General features: G+C 71.4%; 15 protein-coding genes. 11 read left to right on the top strand and 4 right to left on the bottom strand.

Annotated features, from left to right (window positions below; all coding sequences use genetic code 11):
- The first annotated feature begins 2 nt into the window (after positions 1-2).
- From ABEA43_RS32195 to ABEA43_RS32185, 3 genes are read left to right on the top strand one after another with little or no spacing between them, the layout of a single operon-like run.
- Positions 3-1073 (top strand): Zn-dependent alcohol dehydrogenase, encoded by a 1071-nt coding sequence (locus tag ABEA43_RS32195; protein WP_345567739.1) that lies wholly within the window; start codon positions 3-5, stop codon positions 1071-1073.
- A 2-nt stretch (positions 1074-1075) separates the two neighbouring features.
- On the top strand, positions 1076-2599 hold the full coding sequence (locus tag ABEA43_RS32190) for an MFS transporter (protein WP_345567738.1): 1524 nt from the start codon (positions 1076-1078) through the stop codon (positions 2597-2599).
- Positions 2596-3297 carry a CehA/McbA family metallohydrolase gene (locus ABEA43_RS32185; RefSeq protein WP_345567736.1) on the top strand — a complete coding sequence of 234 codons (702 nt, stop codon included), beginning with the start codon at positions 2596-2598 and terminating at the stop codon, positions 3295-3297. Before ABEA43_RS32190 ends, ABEA43_RS32185 begins: the two co-directional genes overlap by 4 nt.
- 6 nt (positions 3298-3303) lie before the next feature.
- Here the strand turns inward: ABEA43_RS32185 and ABEA43_RS32180 are convergent, their stop codons facing one another.
- A complete protein-coding gene (locus ABEA43_RS32180; protein ID WP_345567734.1) occupies positions 3304-5511 on the bottom strand; it encodes a helix-turn-helix transcriptional regulator in 2208 nt (735 codons plus the stop codon).
- A gap of 88 nt (positions 5512-5599) precedes the next feature.
- On the opposite strand from ABEA43_RS32180, the gene ABEA43_RS32175 reads away from it, so the two are divergent.
- Entirely contained in the window at positions 5600-5821 is a 222-nt protein-coding gene (locus tag ABEA43_RS32175; RefSeq protein WP_345567733.1) for a hypothetical protein, read from the top strand.
- Between the two features lie 57 nt (positions 5822-5878).
- Complete coding sequence (locus ABEA43_RS32170) at positions 5879-6478, top strand: DUF4386 family protein (RefSeq protein WP_345567731.1); 600 nt, start codon at positions 5879-5881, stop codon at positions 6476-6478.
- Between the two features lie 195 nt (positions 6479-6673).
- On the opposite strand, the gene ABEA43_RS32165 is transcribed toward ABEA43_RS32170, so the two are convergent.
- Positions 6674-7801, bottom strand: coding sequence for a serine hydrolase domain-containing protein (locus ABEA43_RS32165; RefSeq protein WP_345567730.1), 1128 nt, complete (start codon positions 7799-7801; stop codon positions 6674-6676).
- 81 nt (positions 7802-7882) lie between these two features.
- Complete coding sequence (locus tag ABEA43_RS32160; protein WP_345567728.1) at positions 7883-8965, bottom strand: serine hydrolase domain-containing protein; 1083 nt, start codon at positions 8963-8965, stop codon at positions 7883-7885.
- Positions 8966-9083: 118 nt separating this feature from the next.
- Here ABEA43_RS32160 and ABEA43_RS32155 point away from each other — a divergent pair, with 118 nt between their 5' ends.
- From ABEA43_RS32155 to ABEA43_RS32130, 6 genes are all read left to right on the top strand, one after another.
- Complete coding sequence (locus tag ABEA43_RS32155) at positions 9084-9740, top strand: response regulator transcription factor (protein WP_345567726.1); 657 nt, start codon at positions 9084-9086, stop codon at positions 9738-9740.
- Positions 9737-10957 (top strand): sensor histidine kinase, encoded by a 1221-nt coding sequence (locus ABEA43_RS32150; RefSeq protein ID WP_345567724.1) that lies wholly within the window; start codon positions 9737-9739, stop codon positions 10955-10957. The genes ABEA43_RS32155 and ABEA43_RS32150 overlap by 4 nt, the downstream gene beginning before the upstream one ends.
- Before the next feature lie 213 nt (positions 10958-11170).
- A complete protein-coding gene (locus ABEA43_RS32145; RefSeq protein WP_345567722.1) occupies positions 11171-11584 on the top strand; it encodes a TOBE domain-containing protein in 414 nt (137 codons plus the stop codon).
- Positions 11585-11593: 9 nt separating this feature from the next.
- Entirely contained in the window at positions 11594-12400 is an 807-nt protein-coding gene (modA, locus tag ABEA43_RS32140; protein WP_425570389.1) for a molybdate ABC transporter substrate-binding protein, read from the top strand.
- Positions 12401-12405: 5 nt separating this feature from the next.
- The gene (locus tag ABEA43_RS32135; RefSeq protein WP_425570388.1) at positions 12406-13269 is read left to right on the top strand and encodes an ABC transporter permease; all 864 of its coding nucleotides are present in this window, start codon (positions 12406-12408) and stop codon (positions 13267-13269) included.
- A complete protein-coding gene (locus tag ABEA43_RS32130) occupies positions 13266-14297 on the top strand; it encodes an ABC transporter ATP-binding protein (RefSeq protein ID WP_345567718.1) in 1032 nt (343 codons plus the stop codon). The genes ABEA43_RS32135 and ABEA43_RS32130 overlap by 4 nt, the downstream gene beginning before the upstream one ends.
- A gap of 28 nt (positions 14298-14325) precedes the next feature.
- Here ABEA43_RS32130 and ABEA43_RS32125 read toward each other — a convergent pair whose 3' ends face one another.
- On the bottom strand, positions 14326-14787 hold the full coding sequence (locus ABEA43_RS32125) for a molybdopterin-binding protein (RefSeq protein WP_345567717.1): 462 nt from the start codon (positions 14785-14787) through the stop codon (positions 14326-14328).
- Positions 14788-14877 lie beyond the last annotated feature (90 nt).

Genomic DNA, 14877 nt, shown 5'->3' with positions numbered 1-14877 from the left:
ACATGCGAGGCGTCATTCTGCGCGAGACGGGCAAGCCCGTCGAGGTCAGCGACGAGCTGACCCTGCGGCGGCCAGGTCCCGGAGAGGTGCGGGTACGGCTGCGCGCCGCCGGCGTCTGCCACTCCGACCTGTCCATGTGCGAGGGCCGGCTGCCCGCCCGACTGCCTCTGGTGCCCGGTCACGAGGGCGCGGGCGAGGTGGTCGAGCTCGGCCCCGGCGTGTCCGGCCCGCCGGTCGGGACGCACGTGATCCTGTCCTGGATCCCGCCCTGCGGCACCTGCTACCTGTGCCTGGGCGGCCAGCCGAACCTGTGCGTCAGCGTCCGCCCCACCGGAGAGCCCACGCTGCGGCTCGGCGGCGAGCCCGTCAACGCCGCGCTCGGCGTGGGCTGCTTCGCCGAGGAGACCGTGGTGGACGCCCGGGCGGCGATCCCGATCCCGGACGACGTGCCGTTCGACGTGGCGGCGGTGGTCGGCTGCGCGGTGCTGACCGGCGTCGGCGCGGTGGTCAACACCGCCCGGGTACGGCCGGGCGCGTCGGTCCTCGTGATCGGCTGCGGCGGCGTCGGGATCAACGTGATCCAGGGCGCCACGCTGGCCGCGGCCGCCCCCGTGCTGGCCGTGGACCGTGTGCCGGACAAGCTGGCGGCGGCGCGCAGGTTCGGCGCCACCCACACGGCCACATCGGACGAGCTGGACGCGGCGGTCAAGGAGCTGACCGAGGGCCGGGGGTTCGACTACGCCTTCGAGGTCGTGGGCCGTTCGGAGACCATCAGGCAGGCGTGGAACGCGACCCGCCGCGGCGGCACCACCGTCGTGGTCGGCGCGGGCAGCGCCGAGGACATGGTGTCGTTCAGCGCCGCCGAGCTGTTCGCGACCGAGCGGCGGCTGCTCGGCTGCCTGTACGGCTCCGGCGACGTCCGCACGGACACCGGCCGCCTGCTGCGGCTGTGGCGGGCCGGGCGGCTCGACCTGGACGGGCTGATCAGCAGGCGGATCACGCTGGACGACGTGGGCGAGGCGTTCACCGCGATGGGGTCGGGCGACGTGATCCGCTCCCTGATCACGTACTGACGATGCCGGAACGAACGCCTGCTCCTGAGCAGGATGAGCTGGATGAGCGGGCGCGGCTGCGTTACGCGTGGCGGGTGCTGTCGGTGGTCAGCCTGGCGAGCATCGTCACCGCCCTCGGCAGCAGCTCGCTGAACGTGGCGCTGCCCGAGGTCGTACGGCACTTCCGCTCGGGCGCCGCCGCCGCGAGCTGGATCCTGCTGTCGTTCATGCTGGCCAACACCGTGCTCATGGTGGTGTTCGGGCGGCTGGCGGACATGTTCGGCCGGCGCTCCATGTACCTGTGGGGCCTGGCCACCTACACCGGCGCCAGCCTGCTGCTGGGCTTCTCCCCGAGCGACTGGTACGTCGTGGGCCTGCGGGTCGTGCAGGCCGCGGGCGGCGCGATGCTGCTGACCAACAGCGCCGCGCTGCTCACCGACGCCTTCCCTCGCCGGCACCTCGGCCGCGGCATGGGCATCTACATCGCCTCCTTCTCGGTCGCCCAGCTGGCCGGGCCCACGCTGGGCGGGTTCCTGACGCACCGGTTCGGCTGGGAATGGGTGTTCTGGTACAACGTGCCGCTGGGCGTGCTCTGCCTGATCTGGGGCGCGGTCACGCTGCGCCGCGCCGGGGCCTCCACCGGGGAGCGCGGCATCGACCTGCCGGGCAACCTGCTGGTGCTGGTGTCGCTGGGCGGGCTGCTGTTCGGGCTGTCGCAGGCCGCCGACCGCGGCTGGACCGACCCGGTGGTGCTGGGCGGGATCGGGTTGTTCGTCGTGCTCGTTCCGGTGTTCGTCGTGGTCGAGCGGCGCAGCCGTCATCCGGTGGTCGACGTGCGGCTGTTCGCCGACCGGGTGTTCGCGCTCGACCTGACGGCCTCGTTCCTCAGCACGGTGGGCAGGATGGCGGTCGTCCTGCTGATCGCGCTGTTCTATCAGGCGGTGCACGGCGAGGATCCGGTGTCGGCCGGGTTGAAGGTGCTGCCGCTGTCGGTCGCGATGATGGTCGCCTCGATGTGCGCGGGGCCGCTGCACCTGTGGCTGGGCGCGCGGGTGACGGCCCTGCTCGGCAACGTCGTCGGTACGGCCGGGCTCGTGGTTCTTATGTCGTACATTTCGGTTGACGTGGGGTATGCGCCGATCTGCGTGGGGATGGTGCTGGTGGGGGCGGGTGCCGGGATGTTCATGCCCGCCACCGCCACCTCCCTGCTGGACGAGCTGCCCGCGCACCGGGTCGGCATCGTCAACGCGATGCGGCTCATGGTGCAGAACACCGGCGTCGTCGTGAGCACCGCGCTGGCCCTGTCGCTCGTCACGGGCCCGCTGCCGGCCTCCCTGCGGCCCGAGGTCTTCGCCGGGACCCTGTCACGCGTCTCCCCGGGGGACGTCGCCCACCTGGTCACCGGCTACCGGCTCACGCTGGGGGTGCTGGCGGCCGTCTCCGTGCTCGCCGTGTTCGCCTCGCTCGGGGCCCGCCGCAGGACCCCGAGGCGGCCGGTCCCGGCGGAGGCGTACGACGGGCGCGCGGTCGAGGAGCGTACGCCGTGATCGCTGGGCGCGGTCGTGGCACGCGCGCCGTGATCGCCCCGCCGGACACCTCGCGCCCCGTGCGCCCGGGGTGGGTGCGCGTCGACTGCCACGTGCACACCGTCGCGTCCGGTGACGCCGTCACCACCCTCGACCAGCTGGCCGAGCGAGTGTCGGCCCACCGGATCGACGTCGTGTGCCTCACCGAGCACAACCACCTGGAGGGCACGGCGGAGCGGCTGTCCAGGGCGGTCGGGGCGCGGGTGGTGCCCGGCGAGGAGATCCGCACCGGCTCAGGCGAGCTGATCGGGCTGTTCCTCACCGAACGGGTGCCGTACGTGCTGGCGGCCCGCGAGGTGGTCCGGCGGATCCGCGCGCAGGGCGGGCTCGTGTGCGCGCCGCACCCGTACGACCCGCTGCGCTCCGGCGTCGGAGCCGAGCTGGACGCGATGTGCGGCGCCGGGCTGATCGACGCGGTCGAGGTGTTCAACGCCAAGGTCGCCGACCAGGAGCACAACCGGGCGGCGCGGCGGACGGCGGCGGCGTACGGACTGCCCGGCACGGTGGGCTCGGACGCGCACGACCCGGCCGGGGTCGGGGCCGCCTACCTGGAGATGCCCGACTTCGACGGCCCCGGCTCCTTCCTCGACGCCCTGCGCGAGGCGGAGCAGCACGGCGAGTACCGGCCACACGCACCCCGCTACGCCCGCGAACCCTAGTCGGCCCTAGAGGAGGTGCAGGTCGCGGGCTGCCTGGATGGCGGCTTTGCGGTCGCCGACGCCGAGTTTGCGGTAGATCGAGCGGCAATGTGTCTTCACGGTGTTGAGACTCACGTACAGCTCCGACGCGATGTCGCGTTGCGACATGCTCGCCGGCAGGTACCGCAGGACGGCCAGCTCCCGATCGGTCAGTTGCTCGATGAGCACGGCGGCCCGGCCGCTCCCGCCCCCGGCCTCGGCGAGGCCGTGGCGGGATTCGGTGCGAGCCAGATAGCGGCCGGCGACGCCGGGGTCAGGGCAGCGCGCCAGGACGGACCGGGCTTCCGCGAGGAGCGGCGCACCGGCGGTGTCGCCCAGGCCGATGAGCGTGTCGCCGCAGGCCGTGAGGACGAAACCGAGCGCCAGATCGGTGGACGCCCGTCTGGCCAGGCTCAGGGCCTGCGACGCGTCCGCGTGCGCGCGAACGGGGTCGCCGCCGGTTCGCGCTCGAATCGCGTACGCGGGCGCGACACCGTGATAGGCGGCCAGCCCGAAATTCTGGGCGGTGTCCACAGCTGTGGACGCGGCGGTCTGAGCGCTCGCCGGGGAGCCGTCATCGAACTCCACGATGGCCTGGTACACGAGGGACAGGACGTGTGCTGTCGGAAACCGTTCTGCAGCGGCCTTCTCCGCCGCGAACCTGAGGGCCTGCCTGGCCTCGCCGGCCTGCCCCGCCCAGGCGTAGGCCGCGCCGGTGGCGGTCGCGAGATCGCACGAGTGCGACATCAGGTGCTCGGTCGCGGTCACCTGCCGAGCGGTGCCGAGCGCGGTGGTGACGTCGCCCCGGGCGAGCGAGATGTTCATGCGCAGAGAGATCGCCGGGGTGTGGTCGAAGCCCTCCGGCGCCACCTCGACCAGGGTGTCGAGCCATTCCTGCGCCCGCGAATAACGCCCGCCGACGTATTCGCACCAGCCGTACAGCAGAGCGCACCACGTCACGGTCTTCGCCACGTCGCCGAGCTGGTCGAGGAAGCCCCGGAGGGTTTCGGTCTGGCCACCGGCGAGCAGGCGCGGTCCGTGGACGAGCAGCAGCCGGGCCGCTTGGCGGGCCTCACCGCCGGCCAGCCGATGAACGATCGCCTGACCGTGGTCGCCCTGGGATTCGTACCACTCAGCGGCGCGCGCGTGGAGGCCGGGGATCCGCTCCGGGAACGTCTGGTGTGCTTCGAGCCGAAGCAGATCGCGCAGGAGGTGGTGGTAGCGGAACCAGGTGCGGGTGCGGTCGAGACCGATCAGCAGCTGGTTCGTGCCCGCGGTGTCGAGCAGCCACTTCGCACCGCCGGTCGCGCCGGTGACGGAATCGACGAGGGCGCCGCTGAGCTGTTCGAGGATCGAGGTCTCCAGGAGGCGCCGGCGGTCGTCCGCGTCGACCGCGGCGAAGAACTCGTCGCGGAGATACTCGACGACGAGCTGGTCGTCGCCACGGAACGCCTCGACGAACTCGCCGGGGTCGGCAGCCCGTTCAAGAGAAAGACCCGCGAGTACGAGCCCGGCCGCCCAGCCCTCGGTACGGCCGCAGAGCTGATCGAGACGAGCCCGGTCGAGCGATCGCACCGCGGAGCCGAGTAAGCCGGAGGCCTCGTCGGCGTCGAAACGTAGATCGGCGCCTCGAATCTCCGCGATCTGACCGCGTACGCGTAGCCGGCCGAGCCGGAAGGGCGGATCGATCCGGGTGGACAGCACGATGGTGACCTGGCGCGGGCAGAGGTCGATGAGGCGTTCCATGCCACGCTGCACGCTGCCGTTGTCGATCAGGTGGTAGTCGTCGATGGCCACGACCAGCGGTTCGGCGGCGTCGGCGAGCTCGTTCACGAGAGCGGACACCACGACGAGGTCGTCGCCGTTCGAGCCGACCACGGCCGACTTCACGTCGCCCGCGGCGAACGGGCGGGCTTGCCCGATGGCTTCGACCAGGTAGGACCAGAACCGGGCCGGGTCGGAATCGCTCTCCTCCGCCTGCAGCCACGCGACGGCTTCCGGGCGGCCGGCCAGCCATGACGCCAGCAGGGTCGACTTGCCCGATCCGGCCGGCGCGCTCACCAGGACCAGGCGGGCCTGGCCCTCGACACCGGCGTCGAGGATGTCGTCGAGCCGGGACCGGCGAACAAGCTGGCCGGGCGGCAGAGGCGGCCGCAGCTTGGTCGCGGCCAGGCTCATCCCCCACGTCGAGGTCACCTTCAAGAACCTACCGCCCTCCTCTCACCCGGGTGAGATGGAGAGCCGGGTGAGGCCGGGTCATGCCGCTCATCGTGATGATCGAGCCATGTCCCAGCCAGCCACGCACGAGATCGTGATCCGAGGCCGGGTCAGCGCCCGGCTCCTGCGGCCGCTCCTCGACGACTTCACCATCGACCACGCGAGCGACGGCGTCACCCGCCTGGCCGGCAGCATCCGTGACGCCTCTCATCTGCACGGGGTTCTGGCCCATCTGACCTCGGTCAACATCGAAGTGATCTCCATCGCGCCGCTCGACGACGCTCCGTAGAGCGTGCCGGCAGGCGGGCTTCTCATCCCCACAAAACCTGGAAAGGACAGTGCAGTCATGTCACCACGGAAGATCGCGGTCGCGGTAGGAGCCTTGTTCGTCTTCCAGATGGTCTCGGCCATCTTCGGCAATGCGCTCACCCAGGAATTCATCGCCGGCGCCTCCGGGAAAACGGCACTGACCGCCGGCGTCGCACTCTCGATCAGCTCCGGCCTGGCCGTGGTGGGAATCGGCCTGCTCAGCTATCAGGTCCTCAAGGGCTTCAACCGGAAACTGGCCCGCTGGTATCCGATCATGCGGATCGCCGAATGCACGGTCGTGACCGCCTGCGCCCTCTACCTGCTGATCCAGCTGCAGGCCGTCCCCAACACGATGTTGTGGGTGTACATCCCCACGGGCATCGGCGGCCTGGTGTTCACCTATCTGCTGTTCGTCTCGAGAATCGTTCCCCGGTCCATCGCGCTGCTTGGATTCGCCGGCTACGTGCTGCTTCTGCTGGGGGTGCCGCTGGAGCTCCTCGGCGTCCTGGACACGGACACGATGCCGGGCATGCTCATGCTGGCTCCCGGCGGATTGTTCGAAGTCCTGGTGCTGCCCGTCTGGCTGTTCGTCAAGGGCTTCACACTGCCTCAGCCGGCGCGGGTTCGCACGGCGTAGCACACGTGTCACCTCGGGCCCCGGCGGACTCATCCGCCGGGGCCTGCCGTATCAGGAGAAATACACGAGCCGGTCCGCCGGGCTGATCAGGCCCTGGTCAGGTCGCCGAGTCCGGGCCAATCGTCACCGGACTTCGGTACGCTGCTCGCACGTGCTCCGTGACGAGCCGGGCTGATGCTTCGCTCCCGCAGGGGTTTACTTGCCGGGGCAGAGCACCGCTTCCGCCGCCTTCTTGATCTGGGGTTCGAGGGCGGGGTCGTTGAAGGCGGTCTCCGCCGTGACGGACATGGCGAGCTGTACACGGCCGTCCCGTGACAGGAAGGTCAGTGCGTTGAAGCCGGCCGAGCCGCCCCTCGCGAGACCGTAGCCGCCGTCGCGTCCGCAGGGCGGCTCGGGCAGCGGCCGGCTGGGGTCCATGGGCGGCCGGCCGGCGTTCAGGGCGTCCTTCAGCTCCTTCGACAGCAGCTTCTCCCCGGCGTACGCCCGGTGGAAGGCGGTGATGTCGTCGGCCGTGGAGATGACGCCTCCTGCGGCGTACCCGTAGCTCATGTTGAGCCGGTCGGCGTCGACCGGCTTGCCGTCCTTGCCGGGGTGGTAACCGTGACCGTGCGGGCCCTTGATGGCGCCGGGCCACGTGACCGGCAGGTAGGTGTCGTCCATGCCGACGCGGTCGAAGATGCGCCGCTCGAACTCGGTGGCCACCGGGTGCTTCGTGACCGCCTCGATGATCAGGCCGAGGAGGAAGTAGTTGGTGTTGGTGTAGACGTACTTCTCGCCAGGCTCTCCCGTACGGGGCCACGTGCGGCTCAGCTTCACCATCTCCAACGGCGAGTAGCGCGTGGTGAAGTCGAGGGGGTCGGCCCCGTGCTCGGGGGAGTAGGACTCGGGGATGCCGGAGGTGTGCTGGAGCAGCTGCTCCACGGTGATGTCCCCGGCCCGGTCCACCAGGTCCTTCTCGGCCACGACCGGCAGCACGTCGGCGAGCTTGTCGTCCAGTGCGAGCTTGCCCTCCCCGACCAGTTGCATGATGACGACCTGGGTCATGCTCTTGGTCTGGGAGCCGATGCGGAACCGGGCGCCGGGCGGGATCTTCCCGCCCTTGCCGTCGATCAGGCGGGTGCCGGCCGTTCCCTTGCCGACCTTCTTGCCGTCGATGTAGAGCGCGCCGATCGCGCCCAGCGCCTCGGGGCTATTCGCCAGCTCTGACAGCGCCTTCTGTACGTCCCCCACCTGGGGCCGGTCCGCGCCGTACGCGGCCGTGGGCGCGGCGACGCCCAGCGTCAGCACCGCGCACGCCAGGCCGGCCACTTTCGCACGCTTCACGAGGAAGTCCTTTTCTGTCGCCTGAGTTATGGCGACATATCTAGACCTCGCGTGGTTTCCTGGCTGTTTCCATGGCTCCGGTTACCCGCCGGGGCAGAGGACGGCTTCGGCGGCCTTGGTGATGGCGGCACCGACGGCCTCGGCCTTCTCGTTGTCGATCTTCAGCGTGACGGCCACCGCGAACTGGGTCCGGCCGTCGATCGAGGAGAAGGTGATGGAGCTGATCCCGGGCATACCGCCCGAGGCCGACGCGACCGTTCCGCCGCACATGCTGGGGAACGGCCGTGGCAGCTGCCGTTGCAGGTCCGCCGGCACCAGCTTGCCCTGGCTGAGCGCGCGGTAGAAGGCGCTGACGTCGTGCGCGGTGGAGATCGCTCCTTCGGCGCCGATGGTGGCGTTGAGCCGGTCGACGTCGCGCGGCCTGCCCTGGTCGTCCGGGTAGTAGCCGTGGCCGTGCGGCCCCTTGATCTGGTCGGAGACCTTGGTGGCCAGGTAGGTGTGCCTCATGCCGAGCGGAGCGAACAGCCGCCGCTCGAACTCGGCGGCCCGATCATGGCCGGTCACCCTCTCGATGATCATGCCGAGGAGGACGTAGTTGGTGGTGGAGTAGCGGTATTCACCCGGCTCGCCCTGACGAGGCACGGTACGCGCGGCCTTCACCAGGTCGATCGGCTGGTAAGGGGTGGTGAAGTCGAACACGTCGAACTTCCCGCTGGCCATGAAGTCGGGAATGCCCGAGGTGTGCCGGATCAGCTGCTGCACGGTGATCTCGGCGGCCCGATCCACGTAGTCGTGCTCGGCCATCTCCGGCAGGACGTCACCGAGCTTGTCCTCCAAGGTGAGCTTGCCCTCCCCGACCAGCTGCAGGACGATCGCGGCCTCCATCAGCTTGGTCTGGGACGCGATGCGGTAGCGGGAACCCGAGGGGATGAGCCCGCCCTTGCCATGGAGCAGGCGGGATCCCGCCGTCCCCCGGCCCACCCGTTTGCCGTCCACGTACACCTCTCCGATGGCCCCCACCACGCCATCGGTCTTCGCCACGTTCGCGATCGCCTTACGGATGTCTCCCAGCTCGGCCTGGCCGGCGGCGGTCGCGGCTCCCGGAACGCTCACCATCAGCGCGCATGCCATCCCGGCCAGGCCGGCGGCTCTCCCACGTCTCATCTCTGAGCACCTCTCTCCACGGGGTTTCGAGGGTGACCACATCTACCGGCCGGCGCCGATCGGCGGCAGATCGGCGACCCATACGCGTTCCATATGCGGGCATTGCGATACTTCCCGGATGAGAGTGCTCTTGGTCGAGGACGAGCAGCCTCTCGCCGGGTACATCGAGGCTGGGCTGCGCAAGCACGGTTTCACCGTGGACGTCGCCCTCGACGGTCAGAGTGCGCTCGACAAGTGCGAGGTCACGCCGTACGAGGTGGTGGTCCTGGACCGGGACCTGCCGGTCGTGTACGGCGACGCGGTGTGCCGGCGGCTCGTGCAGCGGGGTGCGTCGCGGGTGCTGATGCTGACCGCGTCCGTCGCGGTGGAGGACCGGGTCGGCGGGCTGATGCTGGGCGCGGACGACTATCTGGGCAAGCCGTTCGCGTTCTCCGAGCTGGTCGCGCGGGTGCACGCGCTGGTACGGCGCAGCGCGCCGGCCCGCCCGCCGGTGCTGCGCGCCGGCGGCGTGGCGCTGGATCCGGCCCGGCGCAGCGCCGAGCGGGACGGGCGGCTGCTGCGGCTGACGCCCAAGGAGTTCGGCGTGCTGGAGCAGCTGCTCGCCGCCTGCGGGGACGTGGTCAGCGCGGAGACGCTGCTGGAGAAGGTGTGGGACGAGCACGCGGACCCGTTCACCAACGCGGTCCGGATCACGGTCGGCACGCTGCGCCGCAAGCTCGGCGACCCGACGGTGATCGAGACCGTCATCGGCGCCGGCTACCGGATCGGCCCGTGAAGCTGACGTCCCGGTTGCCGGGTCGAGCCGTGCGGCTGACGGCCCGGGCCCGGCTGGCGTCGCTGCAGACCGCTCTGGTGCTGGCCGCCGGGGCCGCGCTGACCGGCCTGACCTACCTGCTGATGCGCCGCCGCGAGATCTTCACCCAGCTGGACCCGACCGGCCCCGGCCCGCAGGGCACGCCCGAGCCGGTGCTCGCTCTCGTCCACCAGGTGCGGGCCGACACCCTGTCCGCGCTGCTGCCCCAGGCCGGTCTGGCGCTCGTCGTGGTGACCGCCCTGGCCGCCGTACTGAGCTGGCTGGTGGCCGGCCGGGTGCTGCGGCCGATCCGTGTGATCTCCGCCACCGCCCGCCGCCTGTCCGCCGAGAACCTGACGGAACGGGTCCCGGTCACCACCCCCGCCGACGAGCTGTCCGCGCTGGCGGGCACGGTCAACGGGATGCTCGACCGCATCCAGCGCGGCGTCGCCGAGCGCGACCGGATCCTGCACAGCCAGCGGCTGTTCACCGCCAACGCCGCCCACGAGCTGCGCACCCCGCTGACCACCGTGCGCACCGCGATCGACGTCACCCTGGACGGAACCCCCAGCCGGGCCGAGCTGCTCGCGATGGCCGGCGACGTGGGCGGCGCCGTCGAGCACATGCAGCGCGTCCTGGACGGCCTGCTGCTGCTGGCCCGCAGCCAGGCCGGGCTCGCCGCCCGTGAGCCGGCCGACCTGGCCGCCATCGCGGCGGCCGCCCTCGATGCCGCCGGGGCGCGCGCGGCAGCCGCCGGCATCACGGTACGACCCGGGCTCCGGCCGGCGCCGGTCAACGGCGAACCGGTCCTGCTGGAACGCATGATCGGCAACCTGGTCGACAACGCGGTCCGCTACAACCGGGCGGGCGGGCACCTGGCCGTGGACACGGGCATCGCGGGCGGGCGCAGCGTCCTGCGGATCTCCAACACCGGCCGCCAGATCCCGCCCGGGGAGGCGGAGACGCTGCTGGAACCGTTCGTGCACGGGCAGGGGGCCCGCGTCCGTACCGACGGCCTGGGACTGGGGCTGTCGATCGTGCGCGCGGTCACCCTCGCGCACCGGGGACGGATCACGGTCGCCGCCAGGACCGGCGGCGGCCTCGACGTCACCGTCGACCTCCCGCAGGCCGGGAGCACCCGCCAGACGAGCGTTCAGGCGGGGTCGCCGACGTCCAGGCGCACCACGCCGCTGACGTAGCGGCCGGGTACGACCAGGCGCGGCCCCTCCTCGTCCAGCTGCTTGCCGTCATGGGCGACGATGGTGAACGAGGGCGTGACGATCCAGGGGCGAGGCGCCTGAAGCTGTGCTCTCCGATCTCGTGGATGCGATGGCAGAACGGTAGATCATGCCGCTGCTGCGGCGGAAGACAGGTATTCAGGCTGGAATGTGCGGAAGGTATGGTGAGTGGTTGTGACGACGTTTCGGATCAGCGAGGCCGCGGTGCTGCTCGGGGTCAGCTCCGACACCGTCCGCCGATGGGTGGACTCAGGCCGGCTGGGAGCCGAGCGCGACGAGCATGGCCACCGGCGGGTGAACGGCGCCGATCTGGCCGCCTTCGCCCGCTCGCAGATCGAGGAGAACGACAGCGGCGGCCGTTCCTCGGCGCGTAACCGTTTTCGCGGGATCGTCACCGAGGTGATCCGCGATGCGGTGATGGCGCAGGTGGAGATCGCCGCAGGGCCGTTCCGGGTGGTGTCGCTGATGAGCCGCCAGGCCGCTGATGAGCTGGGCCTGGAGGCGGGAGTGGTGGCGGACGCCGTGATCAAGTCCACCAACGTCGTCGTGGAGATCCCCGGTCACGAACGCGTGGCCAGTCACTTGTGAGGAGCCCCCTTGGTGTTCAGGCGTCTTTCCCGATGGGCGATCGCTCTGCCCGTCGCGCTCGCGCTGGCGGGCCTGTCCGGTTGCGGCTCCGGTGAGCCGGCCGCGTCCACGACGTCCGGCTCGGCGTCGGCTCCGGCCGGCGGGGCCAAGGAGGTGACGGTGTTCGCGGCGGCGTCGCTGACCGGGACGTTCACCGAGCTCGGCAAGGCCTTCGAGGCCGCGCATCCGGGTACGACGGTGAAGTTCAACTTCGGCTCCAGCGCGACCTTGGCGCAGCAGATCGTCCAGGGGGCTCCGGCGGACGTGTTCGCGGCGGCCAGCCCGGCCACGATGAAGACGGTCACCGACGCGTCGCTGGCCGGCTCGCCGGCCACGTTCGTGCGCAACAAGCTGCAGATCGCCGTGCCTGCCGACAACCCGGCCAAGGTGGATGAGCTGAAGGACCTGACCGACGCCAAGGTGAAGGTGGCGCTGTGCGCCGAGCAGGTGCCGTGCGGAGCGGCGGCGGTCAAGGCGCTGGACGCGGCCGGGCTGAAGGTCACGCCGGTCACGCTGGAGCAGGACGTGAAGGCCACGCTGACCAAGGTGGAGCTGGGCGAGGTGGACGCGGCGCTGGTCTACAAGACCGACGTGATCGCCTCGGCGGGCAAGGTGACCGGGATCGCCTTCCCGGAGGCGGACCAGGCGATCAACGACTACCCGATCGCCACCCTGGCCAAGGCGCCCGCCGGTGACGCGGCCAAGCAGTTCGTGGACCTGGTGCTGTCGCAGCAGGGCAAGGACGTGCTGACCAAGGCCGGCTTCGAGGCTCCCTGATCCGGATGAGCCCTTCCGCCTCCGAACAGCTCGACGCGGCGGGTCCCCCCGGCGGGCCCGCCGCACGTCCGGCCACGGGCCGCGAGGTCACCGGGCGGCTGCCGTGGATGCTGGTCGTGCCCGCGGTGGCCGGGCTGGTGTTCCTGGTGCTGCCGCTGGCCGGCCTGCTGATCCGTGCGCCCTGGTCCACGCTGCTGGAGCGGCTGGCCGAGCCGCACGTGCTGGAGGCACTGCGGCTGTCGCTCGTGTGCGCGACCATCGCCACCGCCCTGTGCCTGGTGCTCGGCGTGCCGCTGGCCTGGCTGCTGGCCCGGGTGGAGTTCCCGGGCCGGCGCCTGGTGCGGGCCCTGGTGACCGTGCCGCTGGTGCTGCCCCCGGTGGTCGGCGGCGTGGCGCTGCTGCTGGTGCTGGGCCGGCGCGGTCTCGTCGGGCAGTGGCTGGAGGCCACGTTCGGGATCACCTTGCCGTTCACCACGGCGGGGGTGATCATCGCCGAGGCGTTCGTCGCGATGCCGTTCCTGGTGATCAGCGTGGAGGGCGCGCTGCGCGGCGCGGACCGGCGTTTCGAGGAGGCCGCCGCCACGCTCGGGGCCTCGCGCTGGACGGTGTTCCGGCGGGTGACGCTGCCGATGGTCATGCCGGGCGTGGTGGCGGGGGGCGTGCTGTGCTGGGCGCGGGCGCTGGGGGAGTTCGGGGCGACGATCACGTTCGCCGGCAATTTCCCCGGTACGACGCGGACGATGCCGCTGGCCGTCTACTTGGCGCTGGAGACCGAGCCGGAGGCGGCCATCGTGCTCAGCCTGGTCCTGCTGGCCGTGTCGGTCGTCGTCCTGGCCAGCTTGCGTGACCGGTGGGTGAGCGCGCCATGACCCTCGACGCCCGGCTGGTGGTCACCCGGCCGGCCTTCACCCTCGACATCACGCTCGACGTGCAGCCGGGCGAGGTGGTCGCGTTGCTCGGTCCCAACGGCGCGGGCAAGACCACCGCGCTGCGCGCCCTGGCCGGGCTCACCCCCATGTCCGGCGGGCAGATCACGCTGCGCGGCAGGCCGCTGCACACCCTGGCCGCCGAGAGCCGCCCGATCGGCATGGTCTTCCAGGACTACCTGCTCTTCCCGCACCTGAGCGCGCTGGACAACGTCGCCTTCGGCCCGCGCTGCCAGGGCGTCTCGAAGGCCGAGGCCCGCAGCGCCGCCGCCGCCCTGCTGGAGCGGGTCGGGCTGGCCGATCGCGCCGCCGCCAAGCCGCGCCAACTGTCCGGCGGCCAGGCCCAGCGGGTCGCGCTCGCCCGCGCGCTGGCGGTGCAGCCCGAGCTGTTGCTGCTGGACGAGCCGCTGGCCGCGCTCGACGCGCACACCCGGCTGGAGGTCCGCTCCCAGCTGCGCCGCCACCTGGCCGACTTCGACGGCGCCACCGTGCTGGTCACCCACGACCCCCTCGATGCCATGGTGCTGGCCGACCGGCTGATCGTCATCGAGAACGGCGCCATCGTCCAGCAGGGTCCGCCGGCTGAGGTCGCCCGCCGCCCGCGTACCGACTATGTGGCCCGGCTCGTCGGGCTCAACCTGTATCGGGGGGTGGCGGACGAGACCCGGGTGAAGGTCGGCGAGGTGCTGCTGCACACCTCCGAACGGCTCGACGGGGCCGCGTTCGTCGCCTTCCCGCCCGCCGCCGTCGCGCTCTACCGGACCCGCCCCGACGGCAGCCCGCGCAACCTCTGGCAGGCCCGCATCGACGGCATCGAACGCCACGGCGACAACGTCCGCGTCCACCTCGACGGCCCCATCAGCGCCTTCGCCGACATCACCCCCGCCGCCGTCGCCGACCTCGACCTGACCCCCGGCCAGCAGATCTGGGCCTCGGTCAAGGCCACCGAGACCCACGCCTACCCCGCATGAACGCCGGTCATGACCGTGCTCGTGCGGGCTAGCCCCATAACCGGTCGCCGGCGTGCACTCCGAGGTCGGTGACCTGGCTGATGTGCCGTGCTCCGCAGCGGTCGCCGGGCATCACCAGGTGGGGCCCCTGCTCGTCGAGCGCCCGGCAGTCCATGCTGACGGCCAGCAGCGCCGCGGTGTTGCCGAACTCGGGGTCGATCTCGCCCCAGGACAGCACCGCGCGGTGGCCGTCCCTGCCCCGCACCGCGATGAGGAAGCGCAGCCGATCTTTGCGCTCACCCGGGTCGAACAGCGGCTGCGCGGCCTGGAGCACGTCGATGAGCAGCGGTCCGGTGAAGTAGTGGCGCCGTGGCCCGGAGGTGCGGCACTCGAAACTCACCGTCATCTCCCGCTGCGGCATCGAGCGGAGTGCCGCGACGCTCAGCCAGGCGGGTACGCGTACCTCGCCCGACAGAGCCATCGCCGGAAGATCGGTTGATGTGGGCTGCACCGGCACCCTCCTCGCCTTTCGGCACACCTGCTCCTCGCGTGCCCGCCAGCGAACGGGCTCACACTCAACTGCAAGCTGCTTCTAGCTTAC

Source organism: Nonomuraea rosea, from assembly GCF_039539705.1.
Lineage (GTDB): Bacteria > Actinomycetota > Actinomycetes > Streptosporangiales > Streptosporangiaceae > Nonomuraea > Nonomuraea rosea.
The sequence above is the reverse complement of the archived record's forward strand: the minus strand, read 5'-3'. Positions and strand labels throughout refer to the sequence as shown.

What these genes read in the sequence shown, in the direction of transcription:
- ABEA43_RS32190 (WP_345567738.1), top strand. Translation starts at nt 1,076, where the DNA reads ATGCCGGAACGAACGCCTGCTCCTGAGCAGGATGAGCTGGATGAGCGG.
- ABEA43_RS32195 (WP_345567739.1), top strand. Translation starts at nt 3, where the DNA reads ATGCGAGGCGTCATTCTGCGCGAGACGGGCAAGCCCGTCGAGGTCAGC.
- ABEA43_RS32170 (WP_345567731.1), top strand. Translation starts at nt 5,879, where the DNA reads ATGTCACCACGGAAGATCGCGGTCGCGGTAGGAGCCTTGTTCGTCTTC.
- ABEA43_RS32130 (WP_345567718.1), top strand. Translation starts at nt 13,266, where the DNA reads ATGACCCTCGACGCCCGGCTGGTGGTCACCCGGCCGGCCTTCACCCTC.
- ABEA43_RS32160 (WP_345567728.1), bottom strand. Translation starts at nt 8,965, where the DNA reads ATGAGACGTGGGAGAGCCGCCGGCCTGGCCGGGATGGCATGCGCGCTG.
- ABEA43_RS32155 (WP_345567726.1), top strand. Translation starts at nt 9,084, where the DNA reads ATGAGAGTGCTCTTGGTCGAGGACGAGCAGCCTCTCGCCGGGTACATC.
- ABEA43_RS32175 (WP_345567733.1), top strand. Translation starts at nt 5,600, where the DNA reads ATGTCCCAGCCAGCCACGCACGAGATCGTGATCCGAGGCCGGGTCAGC.
- ABEA43_RS32135 (WP_425570388.1), top strand. Translation starts at nt 12,406, where the DNA reads ATGAGCCCTTCCGCCTCCGAACAGCTCGACGCGGCGGGTCCCCCCGGC.